A 23,123-nucleotide genomic window follows, 5' to 3' on the forward strand; every position below is an offset into this window, starting at 1 on the left:
ATGCCGTGCGACTGGGCCGGCGTACCGGACCTGGCCACCGGAAGGCGGAGCGTCGATGCGGCTCGTCGTCGATCTCAACAAATGTCAGGGCTACGCCCAGTGCGCGTTCCTCGCGCCCGACGTCTTCGCCATGCACGGCGACGAGGCGTTGATCTACAACCCGCACGCCCCCGAGGAGCAGCGGGAACGGCTGGCCCGCGCCGTCGCCGCCTGCCCGGTGCAGGCGATCAGCGCGGACGGGCTGGACGACACGGGAGGCGTCCGGGAGGCGTCCGATGCCCGCTGACTACGTCGACTGGCTCCGGCGGGAGGGCCGGATCGTGATCGTCGGCGCCTCGCTGGCGGGCCTGCGCGCCGCCGAGACCCTGCGCGCCGAGGGCTTCGCCGGCGAACTGACCCTGATCGGCGACGAGCCGTACGAGCCGTACGACCGGCCGCCGCTGTCCAAGTCCGTCCTGCTCGGCATGGCCTCCCCGCACCGCACCGAGCTGCCGCACCGCAGGGAGATCGACGCCAAGTGGCGGCTCGGTGTCCCCGCAACCGGTCTGGATCTGACGGCAAAGCGGGTACGGCTGGCCGACGGGGACGAGGTGGAGTACGACCGGCTGCTCATCGCCACCGGTGTGCGCGCCCGGCCCTGGCCCAGGGAGGAGGAGGCCCGGCTGGACGGCGTCTGCCTGCTGCGGACCCGGGACGACGCGGCCGATCTGTACCGCCGGCTGAAGGCGGGGCCGCGCCGGGTGTTCGTCATCGGTGCCGGCTTCGCCGGTTCGGAGGTCGCCTCGGCCTGCCGGGAGATGGGCATCTCCGTCACCGTGGCGGAGCGGGCGGGTGCGCCGCTGGTGGGTGCGCTCGGCGGCGTGGTGGGCGCGGTCGCCGCCGGCCTGCAGACCGAGAACGGCGTGGATCTGCGGACCGGGGTCACGGTGACCTCGTTGGAGGGCGACTCGGTCGGCCGGGTGCGGACCGTCCACCTGTCCGACGCGAGTGTCGTCGAGGCGGACGTGGTCGTGGTCTCGCTGGGCTCGATGCGCAACACCGACTGGCTGGCCGGGTCGGGGCTGGGCGCCGGGCCCCGCGGGATCGCCTGTGACGCCGGCTGCCGTGCCTTCGACTTCCGGGGCATCGTCACCGACGACGTCTTCGTGGCGGGTGATGTCGCGCGCTCCCCGCACGCGCTGTTCGGCTACCAGTTCCTCTCACTGGAGCACTGGGGCAACGCCGTCGCCCAGGCGGAGACGGCCGCGCACAACATGATCTGCCACGGCGCCGACCGGCGCCCGCACCTGTGGATGCCCGCCTTCTGGTCGTCGATGTTCGGCGTGAACATCAAGTCGGTCGGCGTGCCGCCCATGGGCGACCAGCTCATGATCACGCAGGGTTCGCTGGCCGAACGCCGGTTCGTCGGCGTGTACGGCTACCAGGGCCGCATCGTCGCCGCCGTGAGCTTCGACAGCACCCGATGGCTGGAGTTCTACGCGCGGCAGATCGAGCGGGGTGCGCCGTTCCCGGTGGAGTACCCGACGGTGGACCGGCGTCCCGAGGGCCGCCAGCCGGTGGCGGCCGACTTCCCCGACCCGTCGCTGCCGACCCACGGCCCCACCGTGACCCTCAGCGGCTACTCACCCGCCGACCAGCAGCTGGTCTTCCACCCCGCCCGCCACTGACCGCCGCCCGGCGCCGATGTTCCAAGGACTTGTCATGCCGCAGGCCTCGCTGTTCCGCCAGATCACCGACTTCGCCAACCGCGCCGACCCGTATCCGCTGTACGAGGAACTCCGCAGGACGCCGGTGCTCCACGAGGAGGACGGCCCCTACGTCATCAGCTCGTACTACGACATCGAGGCCCTGCTCCACGATCCGCGGATCAGCTCCGACGCCGCCAATCTGGCCGCCGCCGGGGGCGACGAGCTGTCCGGGCCGGAAGCGACGGGGCTGCCTCCCAGCTTCATCCGGCTCGACCCGCCGGAGCACGACCGGCTGCGCAGGATCGCCATGAGTTCCTTCGGGCCGCCGCACAGGCCGCGCCGGATCGAGAGCATGCGGGGCGAGCTGGGTGAGATCGTCACCGGGCTGATCGACGGCTTCGGGGACGCGCGGCAGATCGACCTCGTCGACCAGTTCGCGTACCCCTTCCCGGTGACCGTGATCTGCCGGCTGCTCGGCGTACCGCGCGAGGACGAGCCCCGCTTCCGTGCCTGGGTCGACCCGATCGTCGCCGGCCTGGACCCCGACACCCGCACGAGCGCCGCATCGCAGCGGACCGCGCAGGAGGCCCGGTTGCAGCTCGGCATGTACCTGAACGGGCTGGTGGAGCAGCGCGCCCGGGAACCTCGCGACGACATGCTCTCCGACCTGGTGAACAGTCGCGGTCCGGACGGCGCCATGACGACGATGGAAGTGCTCAGCACAGCGGTGCTGCTCCTCATCGCGGGCCACGAGACGACCGTCAACCTGATCACCAACGGCATGCTCACGCTGCTGCGCCACCCGGAGGTCCTGGAGCGGCTGCGCGACGACCCGGGGCTGTCGGTGCGGATCGTGGAGGAGCTGCTGCGCTACGAGCCGCCGGTGCAGATCGTGCCGCAGCGCACCTGCATCGCCGACATCGAGCTGCGCGGGGTCACCATCCCCAAGGGCTCGCGCGTCTGGCTGATGCTGGCCGCGGGCAACCGCGACCCCGAGCGGTTCAAGGACCCCGAGCGCTTCGACCCGGACCGCGAGGACATCCAGCACCTCGGGTTCGGCAGCGGCATCCACAGCTGCTTCGGCGCCCCGCTGGCCCGTCTGGAGGCCCAGATCGCCCTGTCGGAACTGGCCCGGCGCCTGGAGCATCCCCGACTGGTCGAGGACCCGCCGCCGTACCGGCAGAACGCGGTGCTGCGCGGCCCGAGGCACCTGAACATCGCGTTCGACGGCCTGCGTTGACGGCGCTCGGCGGTCCGGTCAGTGGCTGAGCCGCCGGAGCTGCACCAGGCCGAGCCAGGTCTCCGGGCCGGGCTGGACATACGCGGCGCGCACCGCGTACGAGCCCGGCTCCAGGGGGATCCGCAGGTGCTCCCGGTGGGCGGCGGTGCCGCCCGGCCAGGCCGAGTCGAACAGCAGCACCGGGCCGGGCACCCGCCAGTGCACCTCGCTCCCCCACACCGCGGCGTGCAGGGCGGCGGGGACACCGGCGAGGAGCTCCGCCTCGGAGTCGGCGGCGGACCAGCGTACGAAGGTGGCGTGGTCCGGCAGGTACGAGGTGGAGGCGGGTTCCTCGCCGAACACCAGGGCCGCGCTGTCGCCGACGGGCAGCAGACCGATGTGGCCGTCGACCTCGCACGCCCGGTCGTAGTCGGTGTCGAGTTCCTCGCTGTCGGCGCCCGCCCAGAACGGCAGCACCGTCTCCGGGACGGCTATCAGCGGGCCGCCGCCCGATTCCACCCACTCCAGCGCGCCTGGATCCGCGTATCGAGCCATGGGCAGAGAACCTACACGGGCGTCGGTCAGCAGCCGCAGTCGCCTTCGACGGGCGCGGTCAGCGGGTCGGCATTCCGCTGTTGCGGCCCCTGCCAGGTGTCGTAGGCAAAGCCCTCGCGCACCCAGTACTCGAAGCCGCCGAGCATCTCCTTGACCGGGTAGCCGAGTTCGGCGAGGGCGAGGGCGGCGCGGGTGGCGCCGTTGCAGCCCGGGCCCCAGCAGTACGTCACCACCGGCACGGACTTGTCCAGGAGCTGCTCGGCCTGCTCGGGGATGAGCGCGGTGGGCAGATGGACGGCGCCGGGGATGTGGCCCTGGTCCCAGGACTCGGTCGAGCGGGAGTCCACGACGACGAAGCCGGGGTCACCGCCGGCCGCGAGCGCGGCGGCCACATCGGAGACGTCGGCGTGGAAGGCCAGGCTCGCCCGGAAGTGGGCGGCCGCCTCGGCGGGCGGGGCGGGAGGGACGCGCAGGACGGGGTTCTCATCGGTGATCATGGTGAAGAATCTACGGCCGCCATCTCGCTCCCTGAAGGGGTGATCCACGGCGCTCCCCTTGTCCACGCCGGGATTTCCCTGCTATCCATCCGGGATGACCGTGTATTCCCCGGACGCCACCGACTGGCGCATACTCGAGGTCCTCCAGCGCGAGGGGCGGGCCAGCTATGCCGAACTGGCGCGGGCCGTCTCCATGTCGCCGAGTGCCGTCACCGAACGGGTCCGCCGGCTGGAGGAGGCGGGGGTGATCCAGGGGTACGCGGCGGTCGTCGACCCCGAGCGGCTCGGGCTGCCGATCCTGGCGTTCGTCCGGCTGCGCTACCCGAACGGCAACTACAAGCCGTTCCACGACCTGGTGGCCGCGACCCCCGAGATCCTGGAGGCGCACCACGTGACGGGCGACGACTGCTTCGTCATCAAGGTCGCGGCCCGCTCCATGGCGCACCTGGAGGAGATCTCCGGAAAGATCGGCGCACTGGGCTCGGTGACCACCAGCGTCGTGTACTCCTCACCGCTGCCCCGCCGCGCGCTGGGCCGCTGACCGGTCAGACACCGCGCTGCCGCAGCACCGACCCCGTTCTGCCCTTGACGACCTCCAGTTGGGCGTGGATGCGGCGGCGCAGGTCGGGGACGTGGCTGACGATGCCGACGCTGCGGTCGCGTTCGCGCAGGGAGTCGAGGACGTCCAACACCTCGTCCAGGGTCTGGTCGTCGAGGCTGCCGAAGCCCTCGTCGATGAACATCGTGTCGAGGCGGACCCCGCCGGCCTCGTCGGTGACGACGTCCGCGAGGCCGAGGGCGAGGGCGAGGGAGGCGAAGAAGGTCTCGCCGCCGGACAGGGTGGCGGTGTCGCGTTCGCGTCCGGTCCAGGCGTCGACCACATGCAGCCCGAGCCCGCTGCGGCCGCGTCCGGTGCGGTCGTCGGAGTGGACGAGGGTGTAGCGGCCGGACGACATGCGCTGCAGCCGTGCGGTCGCGGCGGCGGCGACCTGCTCCAGACGGGCCGCGAGCACATACGACTCCAGGCGCATCTTGCGGTCGTTGTCGGCGGAGGTGCCCGCGGTGAGGGCGGCGAGACGGGCGACCCGGTCGTACTCCTCGCGGAGCGGGGCGAGCCGGCGTACGGCCTCGGTGGCACCTGCGGAGAGGCGGTCCAGCTCGGCGCAGCAGCGCGCCGCCGCGTCGCGCGCGGACGCCGCCTCGCGCAGCCGGTGTTCGGCCGTGGCCGCCGCGCGCTCGGCGGTGGGCAGGTCGGCGGGCGGCTGCTGGGCGGCGGCCGCGGTGTCGGCCTCCGCCAGCACCGCGCGCACGGCGGCCTCCTCCGCCTGCCAGGCGTCCAGGCGGTGCTGCAGCTCGCGGTGGGCCGCGGCGTCCAGGAGGGCGGCGGCCGCGGCCTGCGGGGTGTCGAACCCGGCCCGGTAGGCGGCGTCGGCGAGGCGGGCGTCGGCGTCCTTCAGACGCTGGGCCGCGTCCTCGGCCGCGCGTACGGCGTCGGCGGCGTCGGTGAGCAGCGCCGCCTGCCGCTCCAGCTGCGCGGCACGGGCGGCCACGCTGCCCAAGTTGCCGCGCGCCTTGGCCAACTCGGCCTCCAGCTGGGCCTGTTCGCGCTCCAGCGTCTCGCGCCGGGTGAGCCGGGAGGCGGCCCGTACGGCGGCCTCCTGGCGGTCGGCGAGGCGCCGCTCGCGCTCGTGCTCGGCGCGCCGCAGTTCCTCGTGCGCGGCGTGCAGCGCGGACGCGTCGCGGCGGGCACGGGCGTACTCCTGCTCCAACTCGGTGGCTGCCTCTTCGAGTTGGGCGGTGGGCGTGTCGCCGGCCTCGGCGGTGGCGGCGGCCAGGGCCTCGCGGACGACGCCGAGCCGCCGTTCGTCCTCGGTGTGCTGCTCCTCGGTACGCTGGTACGCGGCGAGGGCCCGGTCCTCCGTCTCGCGGTCGACGTGTCCGGCGACCTTGCGGGCCGGCGCCGGGTGCTCGGTGGCCCCGCAGACGGCGCAGGGCTCGCCGTCGGTGAGGTGGGCGGCCAGCTCGGCGGCGATGCCGTTCAGCCGCTGTTCCTTGAGGTCCAGCCAATGGGCGCGGGCGTCGAGGGCACGCTGCTCGGAGGCGGTCGCTGCGCGCCGGGCCCCCTCCAGGTCGGCGGCCAGCTGGTCCCGGGTGCGGGCCGCGTCGAGGCGTCCCCGCATCGGTTCCCGCCGGACGGCGAGCTGTTCGGCGCGGGTGGCGGCCTCCTGGGCGGAGTCGACGCGGGACTGCAGCGCCGTGCGGGTGGCGTCCCACTCGGCGAGCCAGGCCTCGGCCTCGCGGAGCACGTCCTCGTCGGCGCGCTCCTGGCGGTCGAGCCCGGCGCGTTCCTCGGCGAGCTCGGCGAGCCGCCGCTCGGCGCGGCGGGCCGCGTCCAGGCCGCCCAGCTCCTCGGCGGCCCGGCGGGCGGCGGCGGCGAGTCCGGCCGCGCCCGCGTCGGCGTAGGAGTCGGGGAGCATGCCACGCGTGCGTGCCTCGGCCGCGGCCGCCCTGTGGTGCTCCTCCTCGGCGGCGCCGCGCAGTTCCAGCGCGGGCGCGACCGCCTCCGCCTTGCGGGACCGCTCCATGCGCCGCTGGGCCTCCTGATGGGCGCCCGCCCGCTCCTGAAGGCGCTCGGCGCACTGCCGGGCCTCGGCGAACCGGCTCTGCAGGCGGGCGAGTTCGCGTACGTCGTCCAGGGCGCGCCGGGCCACGGCGTGGGCCGACTCGGCGGTGGTGAGCCGGCAGTGGGCGACGGTGAGGCGTTCGCGGGCGGTGGCGCGGGCGACGGCGGCGGCGGCGAGGACGGCGTCGGCCAGGCCCGGGTCGCCGGGGGCCAGCTCGGGCAGTTCCATGGCGTCGCCGGCCTCCTGCTGCATGCGGTGCGCGTCGGCGAGCAGGGCCGCATCGCCCTCACGCACGCGTGCCTCGGTGGCGCGGCGGCGCTCGGCGAGGCGCCGTTCGACGTCGGCGAAGCGCTGGGTGTCGAAGAGGCGGCCCAGCAGCCGGCCGCGGGCCTCGGCGTCGGCACGCAGAAAGCGGGCGAAGTCGCCCTGGGGCAGCAGCACGACCTGGCAGAACTGCTCGCGGCTCATGCCGAGCAGCTGGGTGATCTCCTCACCGATCTCCTGGTGGGAACGGCTGCGGTCCTTCCAGACGCCGGCTCGGGCGTCGTACTCGCGCAGCCAGGTCTGGGCCTTGTCGACGGTCGTGCCGGTGCCGCGCAGTTTGGGCCGCTCCCAGGGCGGCTGCCGGGTGATCTCGAGGCGGCGGCCGGCGACGGTGAGGTCGAGGCGGACCTCGGTGCGGGTGCGCGGCTCCGCGTGGTCGCTGCGCAGGTTCATGCCCTGGCCGTTCTGCCGGGCGCCGGGGACGGCGCCGTACAGGGCGTAGCAGACGGCGTCCAGGACGGAGGTCTTGCCGGCGCCGGTGGGGCCGTGCAGCAGGAAGAGCCCGGCGGCGGACAGGGCGTCGAAGTCGACGCTGTGCGAGCCGGCGAAGGGACCGAAGGCGGTGATGTCGAGCCGGTGCAGCCTCACCCGGCCACCTCCCGCACGGCGGCGTCGGCGCGCACGGCGTCGAAGGCGTCGCGCAGAACGGCCGCCTCCCGCGCGTCGGGCCCGGCGCCGCGCACATGGGCGACGAAGTCCTGGGCGATCTGCTGGTCGCTGCGGCCCGCCAGGCGCCGCGCGTACGAGACCTGGGGATCGTCTGGAGCGCGCTCGGGAGCGAAGACGAGGCTGAGGGTGTGCGGGAAGCGCTCGGTGAGCCGGGCCATGGGTTCGGCGGGGCGGACGGGGTCGGTGAGGGTGGCCTCGACCCAGGCGTCCTCGTGACGGGCCAGTGCGGGGTCGGCCAGGAGGCCGTCCAGCGTTCCCCTGATACGGGCCAGCGGGCGCGGCACCGGGCAGTCGACGCGCTCGGCGGAGACGGAGCCGTCGCCGCCGAGGTCGACCAGCCACATGCTCTTGCGGTGGTCGGTCTCCGAGAAGGAATAGGCGACCGGGGAGCCCGAGTAGCGCACGCGCTCGGTGATGGTCTGGCAGCCGTGCAGATGGCCGAGCGCCACATAGTCGACGCCGTCGAAGACCCCGGCCGGTACGGCGGCGACCCCGCCGACGGTGATGTCCCGCTCGCTGTCGCTGGCCTGGCCGCCGGTGACGAAGGCGTGGGCGAGGACGACCGAGCGGGTGCCGGGCGCGCGGGTGGCGAGGTCGGCGCGGACACGGTCCATGGCGGCGGCCAGCACGGCCTCGTGGCCGGCCTTCTCCACCCCGAACTCGTCCTTCACCAGGGCGGGTTCGAGGTACGGCAGGCCGTAGAAGGCGACCTCGCCATGGCCGTCGCCCAGCACCACCGGGGTGCCGGCCGCCGACGGCTCGGTGCGCAGGTGGATGCCGGCGCGGCCGATGAGTCCGGCGCCGACGCCGAGCCGGCGGGCCGAGTCGTGGTTGCCGGAGATCATCACCGTGGGCACGCCGAGGTCCGCGAGGCGGTGCAGGGCCTCGTCGAACAGCTCGACCGCGGCGAGCGGTGGCACCGCACGGTCGTACACATCGCCCGACACGACCACCGCGTCCACCTTGCGCTCACGCACGGTGGTGACGAGGTGACCGATGAACTCGGCCTGGGCCCCGAGCATGTTCACCCGGTGGAAGGCCCGGCCGAGATGCCAGTCGGACGTGTGCAGGAGTCTCATGATCCCCGAGACTAACGGCCGGGTCTGACATCACGGGCGCTTACTCCCGTATCGCCCCGGCACAGCCGGTCAACCTTTGCGTTATTTGCCCGAATTACTGCGCAGTGTCAGGCATCTCCGTAGGCTTCGCCGCCCAGTTCGAACCCTGCCGTGCCCGCCGTCACATCGGCGAGCCGGGCGCGGAAGGCGTCCACGTCGGCGTCCGGCAGGCCGATCTCGATGGTGACCGCCTCGCCGTAGTGCACGTCCCGCACCTCGCGTCCGGTGGCGCGCAGGTCGTTCTGGACCTTGCCGGCACGCTGGTGGTCCACGGTCACCGTGGCCAGCCGGAAGCGGCGCCGGGTGAGTGTGCCGAGGGTGTCCAGGGCCTCGCCGACCGCGCCGCCGTAGGCCCGGATGAGTCCGCCGGCGCCGAGCTTGACGCCTCCGTAGTAGCGGGTGACGACCGCGACGACGTAGCGCATCTCACGGCGCAGCAGCATCTGGAGCATGGGGACGCCGGCGGTGCCGCCCGGTTCGCCGTCGTCGCTGGCCTTCTGCACGGAGGCGTCGGCGCCGATGACGTACGCCCAGCAGTTGTGGGTGGCGTCGGCGTGCTCCTTGCGCACGGAGGCGATGAAGTCCTGCGCCTCCTGCTCGGTGGCGGCCGGGGCGAGGGCGCACAGGAAACGGGAGCGGTTGATCTCGGTCTCGTGCACGCCCGCGCGGGCGACTGTGCGGTACTCGTCCTGCATCCCGTCAGCCTATGCGGTGCCCGGGAGTGCCGGTCACGCGCGCGTGGCGCTACTTCTTCCTCCCGCGCGGCACGGTGAACGACGTCAGGAGGGCCGTGGCGGGGCCCAGGGCGGGCCAGCCGGTGCCGCGCCAGGAGAGGACGGCGATCGCGGACGTGGGGAACTTCGTCCGCACCCGCTCCAGCGTGTCGTCGAGTCCGTCCCGCGCCAGCTCCAGGACCAGCTCCTCAAGACCGGGGTTGTGCCCGACGAGCAGCAGGGTCTCGACCTCGGGCGGCGCCTCGCGGACCACCTCCAGCAGCTCCGGTACGCCCGCCCCGTACAACCGCCGGTCGTACCGCACCGGCGGCGGAGTACCCCACTCGGCGGAGGCCAGCTCCCAGGTGCGGCGGGCCCGTACGGCCGGGGAGCACAGGGCGAGGTCGGGCAGGCAGTCCGCCTCGGCCAGTGCGCGTCCGGCGGCCGGGGCGTCGCGCAGGCCGCGCGGCGCGAGCGGCCTGCGGTGGTCCTCGACGCCCTCGGGCCAGGCGGACTTGGCGTGCCGCAGAACCACCAGCCGGCGCAGCGGGCCCGTGCCCGCCCGCACGATCACGCGAGGCTCCCGACGTCGCGGGCCAGGTCGAGGGCCAGCAGACGGTCGGAGTAGACGTACGTCTCGAAGCGGGCCCCGTCGGGCAGCTCCGGGGCGCTCTCCACGGCCCGCAGCACCTCCAGCACTCCGGGCAGATCGAGGTCGTCCTCCCACGCGGACCGCAGCCCCGCCCGTACGTCGTCGGGCACGGGTCGCGAGGGCTGCCGCGCCCACCCCGCCACGGCCCGCCGCCACCGGACCAGCCGCCCGGCGGCCTCCCCCAGCACGCCGGGGTCCAGCCGGACGGGCTCACCGCGCGGCACACAGAGCAGAGCGAGCCGAAGGGCAGCGGGGTCGGAGAAAAGGCCCGGGAGCGCGGGGGTCCCTACAGCCTCACCTGCCACCCCGCCCTCATACGAACCCATAACCCCCGCCCCGGACGAGCGCGCAGCCCCCTCCGAAGTCGGATCCGCCCCCGGTCCGCCCCTCGGCTCCCCCGTCCACTCCACCGGGGCGAGCCACACCACCGGCCCCCTCCCTGAGGCGTCCGGGGCCTTGGCCGTCACGTGGATCACCTGTGCCTCGCCCAGCCCCGACGGAAGGTCGTGGGCGTCCTCGAAGGGGCGGATGGACAGGGTGGTCGCGGCGGTGCGGAGGCCGGCGGGGTGGTGGGGTGCGGCGAGGGCCGCCCAGACCGGGGTGCCGCCCAGTTCCAGGGCGCGGACCAGGAGGTCGGCGGTGAGCAGTACGCGCAGGGAGGTCGGATCGGGGCCGGAGGCGTGGGCCTCGATGCGGGTCAGGCCGCGGCGGGCGGGCGCGGCGGGGACGAGCTCACCGGTTCGGGCGTCGAGGATGCGCAGCACGGGCTGAGCGTAGGCGGGCGGGCCGCCGTAGGCAGGCATCTCGCGCCGATTCCGGCCATGGTGGCGAGGTGGCGGGCCGGGAATCGGACCCGCCCCGGCACTGTTGCCCAGGCGAACAGTTCCCCGCAGCCCCGAGGAGACGGCCGTGTACGGCGACGAAGCGACGATCCGCAGGATCCTGACCGAGCTGGGTGACACCTGGGCGGTGGTCGGCCTGTCCGCCAACCGCAGCCGGGCGGCGTACGGGGTGGCGCAAGTGCTCCAGCGGTTCGGCAAGCGGATCGTCCCCGTGCATCCGAAGGCGGAGACCGTGCACGGAGAGCAGGGGTACGCCTCTCTCGCCGACATTCCCTTCGAAATCGATGTCGTCGACGTCTTCGTGAACAGCGAGCTGGCCGGCGCGGTGGCCGACGAGGCCGTGGTCAAGGGCGCGCGGGCGGTATGGTTCCAGCTCGGGGTCGTGGACGAGGCCGCCTACGACCGGACCCGGACGGCAGGTCTGGACATGGTCATGGACCGTTGCCCGGCGATCGAAATTCCGCTTCTGAGCTAGTGAATCTTTCCTTCTACTCACAATTCGCCGCTGAATATTGACATTCCGGCCAGGCATCTGACCTGTGACAAGTCAGTGACCGACTGTGCGCCCAAGACACCGAAGATCCCGGGTCAAAATTTGGTTAACAGTCTTTTGCCGACGCGGAAAGCATCCCTAGCCTGTGGCCTCCTTGCTCGTTAACACCGCGTTTAGATCTGAGAGGCCACTAGACATGGCGAACGTCGACCAGGCTGCGCCGGTAGCCACAAGCGACACCGGCGGCGGCCTGCGCCGAGATGTGGGGCTCATCGGCCTGATGTGGGCTTCGGTGGGTTCCATCATCGGCTCCGGCTGGCTCTTCGGCGCCGAGAAGGCGGTCGTGGCGGCCGGCCCCGCCGCGATCATCTCGTGGGTGATCGGGGCGGTGGCGATCGTGCTGCTCGCCCTCGTGCACGCCGAGCTCGGCGGCATGTTCCCGGTGGCGGGCGGTACCGCCCGTTACCCGCACTACGCCTTCGGCGGCCTGGCCGGTATGTCCTTCGGCTGGTTCTCCTGGCTGCAGGCCGCGACCGTGGCTCCGATCGAGGTCGAGGCCATGATCGGCTATGCCAAGCACTGGCACTTCGCCGACGGACTGCAGAACGCCAACGGCACGCTGACCACCAGCGGCATCGTCGTCGCGGTGCTTCTGATGGCCGTGTTCGTCGCGGTCAACTTCCTCGGCGTCCGCGTCCTGGCACACACCAACAGCGCCGCCACCTGGTGGAAGATCGCGGTCCCGCTCGCGGCGATCTTCATCATCGCCATCGGCAACTTCCACCCGGCCAACTTCACCTCCGAGGGCTTCGCCCCGTTCGGCGCCAAGGGCGTCCTCACCGCGATCAGCTCCTCCGGCATCATCTTCGCGCTGCTCGGCTTCGAGCAGGCGATCCAGCTGGCCGGTGAGAGCCGCAACCCGAAGCGTGACCTGCCGCGCGCCACGCTGGGCTCGGTCGCGATCGGCGCCGTCATCTACGTCCTGCTCCAGATCGTGTTCATCGCCGCCCTGCCCCACGCCTCCTTCGCGAAGGGCTGGGCCAACCTGGCCTACGCGGGCATCAGCGGCCCCTGGGCGGGTCTCGCCTCGCTGGTCGGCCTGGGCTGGCTGGCCTGGGTCCTGTACGCCGACGCGATCATCTCTCCCGGCGGCACCGGCCTGATCTACACCACCGCCACGTCCCGTATCTCCTACGGCCTGGCCAAGAACGGCTACGCGCCGAAGCTCTTCGCCAAGACCGACGCGCGTGGTGTGCCGTGGTTCGGCCTGGCGATGTCGTTCGTGACCGGTGTGGTCTGCTTCGCGCCGTTCCCGAGCTGGCAGACGCTGGTCGGCTTCATCACCTCGGCGAGCGTGCTGATGTACGCGGGCGCCCCGCTGGCCTACGGCGTCTTCACCGACCGGCTGCCGAACCACGAGCGTCCGTACAAGCTGCCCTTCGGCAACATCATCTCGCCGCTGTCCTTCGTGGTCGCCAACCTGATCATCTTCTGGTCCGGCTGGGACACCCTGTGGCGCCTGGGCTGCGCGATCCTGATCGGCTACGTGCTGCTCGGCTCCTACGCCTGGTACGCGATCCGCAAGAACCTGCCCAACGCACCGCGCCTGGACTTCAAGGCCGCGCAGTGGCTGCCGCCCTACCTGGTGGGCATCGGCGTGATCTCCTACCTGAGCACCTTCGGTGGTAACGGTGACCTCCCGCTGTGGTGGGACATCCTGGTCGTCGCGGTGTTCTCGCTCGTCATCTACTACTGGGCCAAGGCGACCGCCTCCCAGCCCGAGCAGATCGAGCGCGACATCGAGGAGGTCGTGGTCACCGACGCCCCGGCGCACTGACCCCGCTCTCCCCTGGTGTCCCGTCGGCCGCACCGCGGCTGACGGGACACCGTCATAATGCGGGGGTGATCTCCCCTTCCCCCCACCTCAGCTCCCCCCACCTCAGCTCCGCGCGCCTCGACTCCGCGCCCGAGGAACGCCGTACGGTCGTCGTCGTGGGCGCCGGGCCGGCCGGGCTCACCATCGGCGGCATCCTGCGGGCCGCCTCCGTCGACTGCGTCGTCCTGGAGACCGAGAGCAGGCAGTTCATCGAGACCCGGCCCAGGGCCGGTGTCATCGAGGAATGGGCGGTGCGCGAACTCGACCGGCGCGGACTGTCCGCACGGCTCCCGGAGCGGGCCGAGGCGCACGGCGCGTGCGAGTTCCGCTTCGACGGCGAGCGGTACCGTTTCCCGTACGCCGATCTGACAGGCAGCCATCACTACGTCTACCCGCAGCCGTTGCTGGTGACGGACCTGGTGCGGGAGTACGCCGACGTACGCGGCGGTGACATCCGCTTCGGGGTGCGCGACGTCAGGCTGCACGACCTGGACTCGGACCGGCCGGCGGTGTCGTACCGGTGCCCTCAGACGGGTGAACGGCGGCTGTTGCGCTGCGACTTCGTCGCGGGCTGCGACGGGGCGCGCGGCGTGACGCGGGACGCGATACCCGTCGGGCACCGGCGGATCGCGCGGCAGGACGACGGCATCGGCTGGCTGGCGCTGCTCGCGGAGGTCCCGCCGTCGACGGACTGGGTCCTGTTCGGCGTCCACCCGCGCGGCTTCGCCGGGCAGATGCCCCGCAGCCCCGAGGTGACCCGGTTCTACCTGCAGTGTCCGCCCGGCGACGATCCGGAGAACTGGTCGCACGACCGGGTCTGGACGGAGCTGCGCGAGCGGCTCGGCGCGGCCGGAGCGCCCCCGCTCACCGAGGGCCGGCTGATCGAGAAGCGCGTCCTGGACATGCACCACTATGTCGTCGAACCCCTCACCCACGGGCGGCTGTTCCTGGCCGGGGACGCCGGTCACCTGGTCGCGCCCATCGCCGCGAAGGGCATGAACCTCGCCCTGCACGACGCCTTCCTGCTCGGCGACGCGCTCGCGGCACACGTCACCAAGGGCGACGGCAGCGGCCTGGAGGGGTATTCGGCGGCCTGTCTGCGCCGGGTGTGGGACTATCAGGAGTTCTCGCAGTGGCTGTCGGACATCTACCACGGTGTCGCATCCGGTGACCCGTTCCGCGCCGGCACCACACTCGCCCGGCTGCGCCGGCTGTTCACCTCGAAGGCCGCGGCGGCGGCCTTCGCGGAGCAGTACCTCGGGACCGCGCCCGCCTCCTGAGGCGGCGGTGGGCTCAGGCGACCCCGAGGCCCTCCAGCACCACGGCGCCCGGCAGCTCCGCGAGGGCCTTGCCGGGCACCAGCAGCTTGCCCCGCCGGCGTCCGCTGCCGACGAGGACGTGGGGCAGGTCGACCAGCGCCGAGTCGATCAGCAGCGGCCAGCCGGCGGGCAGGCCGACCGGGGTGATGCCGCCGTACTCCATGCCGGTCTCGCCGGTCGCCGTCTCCAGCGAGGCGAACGTGGCCTTGCGCGCCCCGAGTTGGCGGCGCACCACGCCGTTGACGTCCACCCGCGTGGTGGAGAGCACCACACACGCCGCGAGGGTGGTCGCACCGCCCCGCTTGCCCGCGACCACCACACAGTTCGCCGACCGCTCCAGCAGCTCGCGGCCGTAGTACTCCACGAAGACGGCCGTGTCGGCCCAGCGCGGATCCGTCTCGACGTACAGGACGCGGTCGGCGGGGACCGCGCCCTGCCAGTTGCGTACGGCGTCGGCGACCGGGGCGGTCAGCTCCTGGAGGCAGTCGGGGACGGGGGTGGCGGTGTCGAAGTCTCCGATGGGTGCGCGCACGGCGGCACGCCAACAGCCCGCCGCGCCGCGGTTCAGCGCACGGGCGGCACCGAGACGGCCATCACCATCTCCATCGGTACGTCGCCCTCGTTGCCGTAGGTGTGCGAGGTGCTGGCCTCGAACGTGGCGCTCGCACCGGTCGGCACCAGGTGCTTCACGCCGTCCACGGTGAGGGTCAGCTCGCCGGCGGTGACATGGACCAGTTCCACCGTGCCCACCGGGTGCGGCTCGGAGGGGCTCTGCTCGCCGGGCATCAGCCGCCAGTCCCACATCTCCAGCGGGCCGGGCGCCTCCGTGCCGGCGAGGAGGCGGTTGTAGCTGCCGGCGTCGGTGTGCCACAGCCGTACGGCCTGGTCGGCGGGGACGATCCGGACGGTGGGGCCCTGTTCGTAGTCGAGCAGGGTGGTGATGCTGATGCCGAGCGCGTCGCCGATCTTGACGACGGTGCCGATGCTGGGGTTCGTCCGGGCCTGCTCGATCTGGATGAGCATGCCGCGGCTGACGCCCGCACGGGCGGCGAGCGCGTCCAGGGTGAAGCCGCGCTCGGTGCGCCAGCGCTTGACGTTGCGCGCCAGGGACTGGGTCAGCAGGTCGAGGTCCGACACATCACGTCCATCGAGGAGAGGTCCTGGGGTCCTGAGGTCCTGGGACCCTGGGGTTCAATATATGGGATGACAGAGTTCACTTGACTGAACTACGGTGGGGTGTACCCGATCGTTCATCGAACTGTACTGCGAGGCAGGCCGTGACAGCATTCTTCGCCCTCACCACCAGCCTCCTGTGGGGCCTGGCCGACTTCGGCGGCGGACTGCTGACCCGGCGTACGCCCGCGCTGACGGTCGTGGTCGTCTCCCAGGCCATCGCGGCGACGGTCCTCGGCGCGATCGTCGTGGCGACCGGCGGCTGGAGCGAGGCCGGGCCCCGCCTCTGGTTCGCGTTCGCCGCGGGCCTGGTCGGACCGGTGGCCCTGCTCTCCTTCTACCAGGCCCTGGCCCTCGGCCCCATGGGAGTCGTCTCGCCGCTCGCGACGCTGAGCGTGGCCGTGCCGGTCGGCGTGGGCCTCTTCCTCGGCGAGCGGCCCGGGCTGCTCCAGGTCGCGGGCATCGCGGTCGCCGTCACCGGTGTCGTCCTCGCGGGCGGTCCGCAGCTGCGCGGCGCGCCCGTACAGCGGCGGACGATCCTGCTCACCCTGGTCGCGGCGCTGGGTTTCGGCACGGTCTTCGCCCTGATCACGGAGGCCTCGACCACCGTCACCGGCCTGTTCCTCGCCCTGTTCGTGCAGCGGCTGACGAACGTCGTGGTCGGCGGCGCCGCGCTCGCCGTCTCCGTCCGGCGGGGCGGCCGGGCGGTTCCGGAGGGCGGCTTCCCGTGGTCCTCGCTGCCGGCGCTGGCCTTCGTCGGGCTCGCCGACGTGGCCGCCAACGGCACCTACGCGATCGCCGCCCAGCACGGCCCGGTCACCGTGGCGGCCGTCCTCGCCTCGCTGTATCCGGTGGTGACCGCGCTGGCCGCGCGCGGCTTCCTCAGCGAGCGGCTGCGGGCGATCCAGGCGGCGGGCGCGGGACTGGCGCTGCTCGGCACGCTGCTGCTGGCGACCGGCTGAGTCAGCTCTCGGGCTCCAGCTCCGCGAGCCGGGCCACCGCGTCCTCGTCCAGTTCCGCCAGGGCCCGCAGCTGCTGCGGCGTCGTCCCGTCGGGGATGGGCATCGGGGCCGGCGTTCTGAGCGGCGGCTGCCAGCCCTGCTCGGCCGTCCAGCGCCGGACGACCCGGGCGGGCGCCCCCGCCACCACGGCATGGTCCGGCACCGTGCCCCGCACGACCGCGCCGGCCGCGACGACCACGTTCCGGCCGATCCGCGCGCCCGGCAGGATCACCGCGCCGGTGCCGATCCAGCAGCCCGGCCCGATCTCCACCGGTTCCATGCGCGGCCACTGCCTGCCGATGGGCTGGTGCGGGTCGTCGTAGGAGTGGTTGGTGGAGGTGACGTAGACGTACGGGCCGAAGTAGCAGTCCCTGCCGATGGTGACCGTCGTGTCCGCGATGACATGGCTGCCGCGGCCGAGGACCACGCCGTCGCCGATGCGCAGGATCGGGTCCGGGCCCAGGTCCAGGTCCGGCATCAGGCCGGCGGTCAGCGTGACCTGTTCGCCGATGATGCAGTGGGAACCGAGGTGGATCCAGGGCTCGCCGAAGACCGTGCCGAGCGGGAAGGCGAGCCGGGTGGCTTCGCCGATCGCGCCGAACTTCAGGCGGCCGGGGTGATCGGCGGTGACGGAGCCGGCGCGCTGGGCCCAGGCCCAGGCCGCGTGTACGGCTCGCTGGGCAAGGCCCTGCCTCCAGGATGAGAACGTGTTCTTGCGCTTCGGCACGGGGTCACGTTACTCAGCGGTTGCCTTCGGGGAGAGGGCGGGCTGCTGTGATCTTTGCCCCACCCTTTGTCGTACCGTGCGGGGTACTGACGGATGCGAGGAGACGGTGATGACACAGCAGGCGCTGATCGTGGGCATCGGTGGCAAGGAGCCCCAGGTCGATCCGGAGGCGTTCGTGGCGCCGACGGCTTCCGTGATCGGGGACGTCACGCTGCACGCGGGGGCCAGTGTCTGGTACGGGGCCGTGGTGCGCGGGGATGTCGAGAGGATCACCGTCGGGGCGCAGGCGAACGTGCAGGACAACGTCACGTTGCATGCGGATCCCGGGTTTCCGGTGAGCGTGGGTGAGCGGGTCTCCATCGGGCACAACGCCGTCGTGCACGGGGCGACCGTGGAGGACGACTGCCTCATCGGGATGGGGGCGACCGTGCTGAACGGGGCCGTCATCGGTGCGGGGTCGCTCGTGGCCGCTCAGGCTCTGGTGCCACAGGGGATGGTGGTGCCGGCGGGGTCATTGGTGGCCGGGGTGCCGGCGAAGGTGAAGCGACCGTTGAGCGAGGAGGAACGGCAGGGGGTCACCCTCAACGGCACCATGTACGCGGAGCTGGCCAAGGCGCATCGCGGGGTGCACGAGTAGGCCTTGGGGGCGCTTCAGTCCCCCGCGCTCACGGGCTCCGCCTCTCGCTGCGCCGTCTGGGCCTTCTTCGCCCTGCGCTTGATGATCAGCATGGTGGCGAGGCCGAGCACCACCGCCGCGGCCAGCCCCACGTAGGAGAACTTCTTCAGCCAGCCCTCGGCGACCACGCCGACGTAGTAGACGGCGGCCGTGGTGCCGCCCGCCCAGCAGATGCCGCCGAGGACGTTGGCGATCAGGAACTTCCAGTACGGCATGTGCAGGACGCCCGCGAGCGGGCCGGCGAAGATGCGCAGGAGGGCGATGAAGCGGCCGAAGAAGACCGCCCACATGCCCCACTTCTCGAAGGACCGCTCGGCGGTGGCCACATGGCCGTCGCTGAAGTGCTTCGGGAACTTGTCGCCGAGCCAGGCCAGCAGCGGGCGACCGCCCTTGCGGCCGATCGCGTAGCCGATGGAGTCGCCGATCACGGCGCCCGCGGTCGCGCACGCGCCGAGGACGACCGGATTGATGCCCGAGTGCTGGGAGGACATCAGCGCCGCGGAGACCAGGATGATCTCTCCGGGAAGCGGGATGCCCAGGCTCTCCACTCCGATCACCAGGGCCACCACGGCGTAGACGGCGGCCGCGGGCACCGTGTCGAGCCATTCCTGGACGTGCACCGCGGGATCCTCCCCTGTCGCTGACCTTGCCCTTGCCTGCCGGGCCGCCGCATGCAAAGCGCGCCCCAAGGGAAGGCTACCTGGTCGGCGGTGGACGGTGGCCTGCGCGCACCGCCCGGCGGCACCGTCCCGCCCTCGCGCCTTCGGTTTTCGGACATCCCCGTGTCACGCGGGAGGGGAAGGCTCCCCGCGGTATCGCCCGACCCGCCTCCCTCAGGTCCCCGCCGCGGGACCCGCTGCGGAAGGACGACGTCCCCGTGTCCTCACTGTCCCCGTCCCCCTCGCTCTCGTCCCCCTCGCTCACCCCTCCCCCGTCCACCCGGCCCGCGTCCCCCCTCGCGGCCCGGCACCTGCGGCTGGCTCTGCGTCTGGCTCCCTTGCTGCTCGCCGCCGGCTGGGCCGTCGCCAACCGGCCGGTGATGTACGAGGGGGTCCGACGGCTGGTCGCGGCCGACCCGGGGTGGCTGCTGGCCGGCGCCGGTCTCAGCTGCCTGAACTGTGTGGCGGCCGCGTGCGTCCGGCAGGGCGCCCTGCCCGACCGGGTGCCGCCGGGGCTGCTGCTGGCCTCGCAGTTCGCCGCGGGAGCCGCCAACCACGCGCTGCCGGGCGGGCTCGGCGCCCATGCCGTCACCCTGCGCTTTCTGCGGGGCCGCGGGGTGCCGCCGGCCCGGGCCACCGCGTCGATCGGGCTGTACTCGCTGGCCAAGTCCGGGGCCAAGACCGTGGTGCTGCTGGTGTTCCTGGCCGCGTCGCCGGCCTGGCGGCGCCTCGGGGACCTGGTCCCGGACGGACGGCTCCTGCTCCCGGTCGCCGCCGCCGTCGGCGGGGCCGTCGTGGTGGCGGGGGTGCTGCTGACGGTCGTACGGCCGCTCAGGCGGCCGGTGACCGGGCTGCTGCGCTCCGCCCTCACCGATGCGCGGCAGGTGCACACGCGGCCCTGCCGGGTGGCCGCGCTGTGGGGCGGGGCGTTCGCGATGCCGCTGGTGCAGGGGACCACCCTGGCCTGTGTCGGTGCCTCGCTCGGGCTGGGGCTGCCCTGGCAGCACGTGGTGCTCGCCTATCTCGCGGCGGGCACGGCCGTCGGTGCGGTTCCGGCGCCGGGCGGGTTCGCGGTCGACGCGGCGCTGGTGTGGACGCTGGTGACCTTCGGCTCCGCACCGGCGGTGGCCACCGCGACGGTCATCGGCTACCGGGTGCTGACCGACTGGGTGCCGCTGTTGCCGGGCACCCTGACGTTGTCCGCGCTGATCCGCGCGAAGGTCCTGTGAGTCCCGGTCACTCGCGGCGCGCCACCAGGCGGTAGGCGTTGGCCAGGCCGAGGCGGCCGGACAGGGGGCGGATCGCGAACCGGTCGAGCAGCGTCGCCGTGACGAGCGCGGGCACCCCCGCGAGGAGGAGCGCCGTGCGCGCGGCGCGGCGCAGGGCGCCGGGCGGCTCGGGCAGCCAGGGGGCGTCCTCGCGCGGGGCGGTGTGGTCGAGGGCCAGCCAGACAGCGGCGAGCAGGTCGACCGGGTCGTGCGCGGCGGCGTGCTGCTCGGCGACCACCGTGAAGCCCCGTTCGGCCAGCCGCCGCCGGAGGTTGGCAACGGGCATGAAGTGCAGGTGCTGGGGCTGGAGCCAGGGCAGCCACCAGCGGCCGAGCAGCCGGGCGTAGCGGCTCTCCGGGTCCGGCACCTCGATGAGGAGGTGGCCGCCGGGGCGTACGGCCTCGTGGGCGGCGCGGAGTTCGCGGTCCGGGTCGGTGCTGTGCTCCAGGTAGTGGAACATGCTCACCACGTCGTAGCGGGCGGTGAGTTCGGCGGCCAGATCGGGGAAGGCGCCGCGGTGGGCCTGGTCCACGCGGCCCTCGCGGGCGGCGAGTTCGACGCCGTCGGTGAAGTCGAGCCCGTCGAAGGCGGTGCCGGGCAGGACGGCACGGGCGCTCGCGCAGAAGTGGCCGTGGCCGGTGCCGACGTCCAGCCACCTCTTCGGGGCGGGGTCGTGCGGGAGCATCGCCTCGGCGCGGGCCCGGTACATGGCGCCACGGCCGCCGAAGGTGCCGCTCATGCGCTGTTCACCGAGGCCGTCGTAGAAGTCCCGGTAGTAGAATTCCAGGCCCTCCTCGGTCAGTCGGGGGTTCTGGAAGACATGGCCGCAGTCGGCGCAGCGGTCGAGGGTGAAGCGGCCGGGCTTGTGCTGGAGCAGGTCGGTGGTGCGCAGGCGGGTGGCGAGCCGGTCCGAGCCGCACCAGGGGCAGTCGGGGCGGCGCGGGGCGAAGAAGCGGTCCGGGCCGGCGGCCAGGTCGCTCCGGTAGGCGGGGCGCAGGGCGGCGATGCGGGCCGCCTTGGCTGCCCTGCTGCTGGTGTCCTTGGGGTCGCTCATCGGCTCTCCGCTGCGAGTCGTTCGAGATGGGCCGCCGCGGTCCGGGCGCCGCCCGCCGCGCGGAACGCGGTGCGGATCCGGGCGGCGGCGGCCCGGTGGGCGGGATCGGTGAGGACGGTGTCGAGGGCCGCGCCCAGCCGGTCCGCGCGGACCCGGCCGAAGCGGACCCTAAGGCCCGCGCCGGCGTCCACGACCTGCCCGGCCACCACGGGCTGGTCGTCGCGAATGGGCGCGACGACCAGCGGGACGCCGTGCCACAGGGCCTCGCACACGGTGTTGTGCCCGGCGTGGCAGACGACGGCGTCCATCCTCTCCAGCAGCGCGAGTTGGGGCACCGACGGAAGGACCAGGACGTCCTTGTCGCCGGGCGGCACCGCGAGGGCGCCGCCCGGGTCGGCGATCACCGCCTGCACCCGGTCGGCGCGTTCGCGCAGCGCGGTGAGGCACTCGGCGAGGAACCGGCCGCCCGCGTCGGCGTTCGCCGTGCCCAGGGTCACCAGGACCTTCGACCGGGGCTGGTCCAGCAGTTCCCAGGGGAAACCGGGGCCCGCCGGGCGGCCGGCGAGACAGGGGCCGACGTAGTGGATGTGCGGCGCCAAGGGCGCCTGGGGGCCGATGAGTTCGGGGGTGCTGAAGATCAGCAGGAGGTACGGCGAGAAGCGTGGGTCGGCGGTGCCGGTCGGGTCCCCGATCCGGGCGCGCAGTCCGGTCAGCCTGGCTCGCAGCCAGGCCGCGACCTTCGGCAGACCGTCGTAGGCGCCGGTGAACTCCGCCGAGGTGGTGGCCGAGGTGGCCCACGGCAGTCCGAGGCGTTCGGCCACCAGGGCGCCGGCGAAGGCCTGCTGGTCGGCCACCACCACGTCCGGGCGCAGCGCCTCGGCCGCCGCCCGGACCCCCGGTGCCATGGCGTCGGCGAGCGGGAGCAGGTACCACTCCCACAGGAACTTCAGCGCCTCCGCTCCGCGCAGGTCCGGCGGCCGTACGGCGCCCTCGGCGCCCGGCACCGGGCCCGCGCAGCCGAACACCTGGGCGTCCGCGCCGGCGAGCCGGCGCACCAGCGCCGGGTCCACGCACACCCAGGCCACGCGGTGCCCGCGCGCGGCCAGCCGGGCGGCGACGCCGACGGCCGGGTTGACGTGCCCGGTCAGCGGCGGCACCACGAAGAGGAAGGCGCTCATCGCACCCCCGCCCCGGCGCCGATCAGGTCCAGGACGTGCCCGCCCACGGCCGCCGGCGCCTCCACGAGCACCGAGTGCTCGTGCCCCGGCAGCACGACGGCCCGGTAGTCCCTCAGCAGCGCCCGCATCAGCGGCACCAGTTCAGCGAGGTCCGACTCGCCGCCGTACACGCCGAGGACCGGGCAGCGTACGGCACTGATCGCGGCGTTCGTCAGCACGCTGCTGGCGGGGATGTCCCGGCCGAGGGTGGTCTCGCGGGCGAGCCGGGCCGCGCCCTTGGCCAGCCGGGCGGTGTTGTGGCCGCGGTGGGCGGTGATCCAGGCGAGGGCGGCGGGCTCGTTGTGCGCGAGTTCGGTCATGACCCGGTCGAGGATGCCGCCGAGTTTCGCCGCCCAGGCGGTCGTCGGGGGCTCGGATTCGATCAGTGTCACGGTGGCCGTGCGCTCCGGGTGGCGGGCGGCGAAGCCGAAGGCGATCGTGCCGCCGTAGGAGTTGCCGACGAGGTGGACGGGCCCGGTGACGGCCAGCCGGTCGAGGAGGGCCCGGAGGTCGTCGATGTTGTGGTCGAGGGTGTAGCCGTGCGGCGGGCGCTCGCTGCGGCCGTGGCCGCGCAGGTCGTACATGACGACGTCGAGGCCGGCCGCGGCGAACGCGGGCGCGACGGTGAAGTAGTAGCTGGCCAGGCTGTCGGTGAGCAGCCCGTGCACCAGGACGACCGTGGCGTGCGGGACGCGGCCGTCGGCCGGACCCATGCGCTGGACGTGCAGCCGGATCCCGCCGGCGTCGGCCATCGCCACG

24 protein-coding genes are annotated in these 23,123 nt (G+C 73.3%); 10 read left to right on the forward strand and 14 right to left on the reverse strand.

The genetic code is table 11. The features are described 5' to 3' along the window. Positions 1–55: 55 nt before the first annotated feature. From ACWC2T_RS27025 to ACWC2T_RS27035, 3 genes are read left to right on the forward strand one after another with little or no spacing between them, the layout of a single operon-like run. A complete protein-coding gene (locus ACWC2T_RS27025; RefSeq protein ID WP_450672951.1) occupies positions 56–286 on the forward strand; it encodes a ferredoxin in 231 nt (76 codons plus the stop codon). Continuing rightward, positions 276–1,667, forward strand: a complete 1,392-nt coding sequence (locus ACWC2T_RS27030) for an NAD(P)/FAD-dependent oxidoreductase (RefSeq protein ID WP_450672952.1) — start codon at positions 276–278, stop codon at positions 1,665–1,667. Before ACWC2T_RS27025 ends, ACWC2T_RS27030 begins: the two co-directional genes overlap by 11 nt. A 34-nt stretch (positions 1,668–1,701) precedes the next feature. Then, a complete protein-coding gene (locus ACWC2T_RS27035; RefSeq protein ID WP_450672953.1) occupies positions 1,702–2,928 on the forward strand; it encodes a cytochrome P450 in 1,227 nt (408 codons plus the stop codon). A gap of 18 nt (positions 2,929–2,946) precedes the next feature. On the opposite strand, the gene ACWC2T_RS27040 is transcribed toward ACWC2T_RS27035, so the two are convergent. Both ACWC2T_RS27040 and ACWC2T_RS27045 read right to left on the reverse strand, forming a co-directional pair. Next, positions 2,947–3,462, reverse strand: a complete 516-nt coding sequence (locus tag ACWC2T_RS27040; protein ID WP_450672954.1) for an immunity 21 family protein — start codon at positions 3,460–3,462, stop codon at positions 2,947–2,949. A gap of 26 nt (positions 3,463–3,488) precedes the next feature. Further along, positions 3,489–3,959 carry a rhodanese-like domain-containing protein gene (locus ACWC2T_RS27045; protein ID WP_450672955.1) on the reverse strand — a complete coding sequence of 157 codons (471 nt, stop codon included), beginning with the start codon at positions 3,957–3,959 and terminating at the stop codon, positions 3,489–3,491. A 94-nt stretch (positions 3,960–4,053) separates the two neighbouring features. Here ACWC2T_RS27045 and ACWC2T_RS27050 point away from each other — a divergent pair, with 94 nt between their 5' ends. Next, positions 4,054–4,500 carry an Lrp/AsnC family transcriptional regulator gene (locus ACWC2T_RS27050; protein ID WP_356305462.1) on the forward strand — a complete coding sequence of 149 codons (447 nt, stop codon included), beginning with the start codon at positions 4,054–4,056 and terminating at the stop codon, positions 4,498–4,500. 4 nt (positions 4,501–4,504) lie between these two features. Here ACWC2T_RS27050 and ACWC2T_RS27055 read toward each other — a convergent pair whose 3' ends face one another. The 5 genes from ACWC2T_RS27055 to ACWC2T_RS27075 all read right to left on the reverse strand — a co-directional run bounded on the left by ACWC2T_RS27055 (position 4,505) and on the right by ACWC2T_RS27075 (position 10,862). Next, positions 4,505–7,495, reverse strand: coding sequence for an AAA family ATPase (locus tag ACWC2T_RS27055; protein ID WP_450672956.1), 2,991 nt, complete (start codon positions 7,493–7,495; stop codon positions 4,505–4,507). After that, positions 7,492–8,655 carry an exonuclease SbcCD subunit D gene (locus tag ACWC2T_RS27060; protein ID WP_450672957.1) on the reverse strand — a complete coding sequence of 388 codons (1,164 nt, stop codon included), beginning with the start codon at positions 8,653–8,655 and terminating at the stop codon, positions 7,492–7,494. Before ACWC2T_RS27060 ends, ACWC2T_RS27055 begins: the two co-directional genes overlap by 4 nt. 107 nt (positions 8,656–8,762) lie before the next feature. After that, complete coding sequence (locus ACWC2T_RS27065) at positions 8,763–9,389, reverse strand: YigZ family protein (protein WP_450672958.1); 627 nt, start codon at positions 9,387–9,389, stop codon at positions 8,763–8,765. A gap of 49 nt (positions 9,390–9,438) precedes the next feature. Continuing rightward, complete coding sequence (locus ACWC2T_RS27070; RefSeq protein WP_450672959.1) at positions 9,439–9,981, reverse strand: SixA phosphatase family protein; 543 nt, start codon at positions 9,979–9,981, stop codon at positions 9,439–9,441. Further along, on the reverse strand, positions 9,978–10,862 hold the full coding sequence (locus tag ACWC2T_RS27075) for a hypothetical protein (RefSeq protein WP_450672960.1): 885 nt from the start codon (positions 10,860–10,862) through the stop codon (positions 9,978–9,980). The genes ACWC2T_RS27070 and ACWC2T_RS27075 overlap by 4 nt, the downstream gene beginning before the upstream one ends. Positions 10,863–10,968: 106 nt before the next feature. Between ACWC2T_RS27075 and ACWC2T_RS27080 the strand changes: the two genes are divergently transcribed. The 3 genes from ACWC2T_RS27080 to ACWC2T_RS27090 all read left to right on the forward strand — a co-directional run bounded on the left by ACWC2T_RS27080 (position 10,969) and on the right by ACWC2T_RS27090 (position 14,550). After that, positions 10,969–11,376 (forward strand): CoA-binding protein, encoded by a 408-nt coding sequence (locus ACWC2T_RS27080; RefSeq protein ID WP_450672961.1) that lies wholly within the window; start codon positions 10,969–10,971, stop codon positions 11,374–11,376. A 214-nt stretch (positions 11,377–11,590) separates the two neighbouring features. After that, entirely contained in the window at positions 11,591–13,231 is a 1,641-nt protein-coding gene (locus ACWC2T_RS27085; protein WP_450672962.1) for an APC family permease, read from the forward strand. A 155-nt stretch (positions 13,232–13,386) separates the two neighbouring features. Beyond that, positions 13,387–14,550, forward strand: coding sequence for a 4-hydroxybenzoate 3-monooxygenase (locus ACWC2T_RS27090; RefSeq protein WP_450672992.1), 1,164 nt, complete (start codon positions 13,387–13,389; stop codon positions 14,548–14,550). A gap of 13 nt (positions 14,551–14,563) precedes the next feature. Here ACWC2T_RS27090 and ACWC2T_RS27095 read toward each other — a convergent pair whose 3' ends face one another. After that, positions 14,564–15,121, reverse strand: a complete 558-nt coding sequence (locus ACWC2T_RS27095; RefSeq protein WP_450672963.1) for a YbaK/EbsC family protein — start codon at positions 15,119–15,121, stop codon at positions 14,564–14,566. A 32-nt stretch (positions 15,122–15,153) separates the two neighbouring features. After that, the gene (locus tag ACWC2T_RS27100) at positions 15,154–15,726 is read right to left on the reverse strand and encodes an XRE family transcriptional regulator (protein WP_450672964.1); all 573 of its coding nucleotides are present in this window, start codon (positions 15,724–15,726) and stop codon (positions 15,154–15,156) included. 140 nt (positions 15,727–15,866) lie between these two features. On the opposite strand from ACWC2T_RS27100, the gene ACWC2T_RS27105 reads away from it, so the two are divergent. After that, positions 15,867–16,724 (forward strand): EamA family transporter, encoded by an 858-nt coding sequence (locus ACWC2T_RS27105; protein WP_450672965.1) that lies wholly within the window; start codon positions 15,867–15,869, stop codon positions 16,722–16,724. A 1-nt stretch (position 16,725) separates the two neighbouring features. On the opposite strand, the gene ACWC2T_RS27110 is transcribed toward ACWC2T_RS27105, so the two are convergent. Beyond that, positions 16,726–17,490, reverse strand: coding sequence for an acyltransferase (locus tag ACWC2T_RS27110; RefSeq protein WP_450672966.1), 765 nt, complete (start codon positions 17,488–17,490; stop codon positions 16,726–16,728). Between the two features lie 109 nt (positions 17,491–17,599). Here ACWC2T_RS27110 and ACWC2T_RS27115 point away from each other — a divergent pair, with 109 nt between their 5' ends. Continuing rightward, complete coding sequence (locus ACWC2T_RS27115) at positions 17,600–18,127, forward strand: gamma carbonic anhydrase family protein (protein ID WP_450672967.1); 528 nt, start codon at positions 17,600–17,602, stop codon at positions 18,125–18,127. A gap of 14 nt (positions 18,128–18,141) precedes the next feature. On the opposite strand, the gene ACWC2T_RS27120 is transcribed toward ACWC2T_RS27115, so the two are convergent. Continuing rightward, positions 18,142–18,786, reverse strand: coding sequence for a DedA family protein (locus ACWC2T_RS27120; protein ID WP_450672968.1), 645 nt, complete (start codon positions 18,784–18,786; stop codon positions 18,142–18,144). Positions 18,787–19,043: 257 nt separating this feature from the next. Between ACWC2T_RS27120 and ACWC2T_RS27125 the strand changes: the two genes are divergently transcribed. Next, the gene (locus tag ACWC2T_RS27125; RefSeq protein ID WP_450672969.1) at positions 19,044–20,054 is read left to right on the forward strand and encodes a lysylphosphatidylglycerol synthase transmembrane domain-containing protein; all 1,011 of its coding nucleotides are present in this window, start codon (positions 19,044–19,046) and stop codon (positions 20,052–20,054) included. A 7-nt stretch (positions 20,055–20,061) separates the two neighbouring features. On the opposite strand, the gene ACWC2T_RS27130 is transcribed toward ACWC2T_RS27125, so the two are convergent. The 3 genes from ACWC2T_RS27130 to ACWC2T_RS27140 are packed head-to-tail and all read right to left on the reverse strand — an operon-like array spanning position 20,062 to position 23,116. Next, entirely contained in the window at positions 20,062–21,147 is a 1,086-nt protein-coding gene (locus ACWC2T_RS27130; protein ID WP_450672970.1) for a class I SAM-dependent methyltransferase, read from the reverse strand. Then, on the reverse strand, positions 21,144–22,325 hold the full coding sequence (locus ACWC2T_RS27135; RefSeq protein WP_450672971.1) for a glycosyltransferase: 1,182 nt from the start codon (positions 22,323–22,325) through the stop codon (positions 21,144–21,146). The genes ACWC2T_RS27130 and ACWC2T_RS27135 overlap by 4 nt, the downstream gene beginning before the upstream one ends. Beyond that, on the reverse strand, positions 22,322–23,116 hold the full coding sequence (locus tag ACWC2T_RS27140; protein WP_450672993.1) for an alpha/beta fold hydrolase: 795 nt from the start codon (positions 23,114–23,116) through the stop codon (positions 22,322–22,324). The genes ACWC2T_RS27135 and ACWC2T_RS27140 overlap by 4 nt, the downstream gene beginning before the upstream one ends. Between the last annotated feature and the right edge of the window lie 7 nt (positions 23,117–23,123).

The organism is Streptomyces sp. NPDC001393, assembly GCF_053597455.1.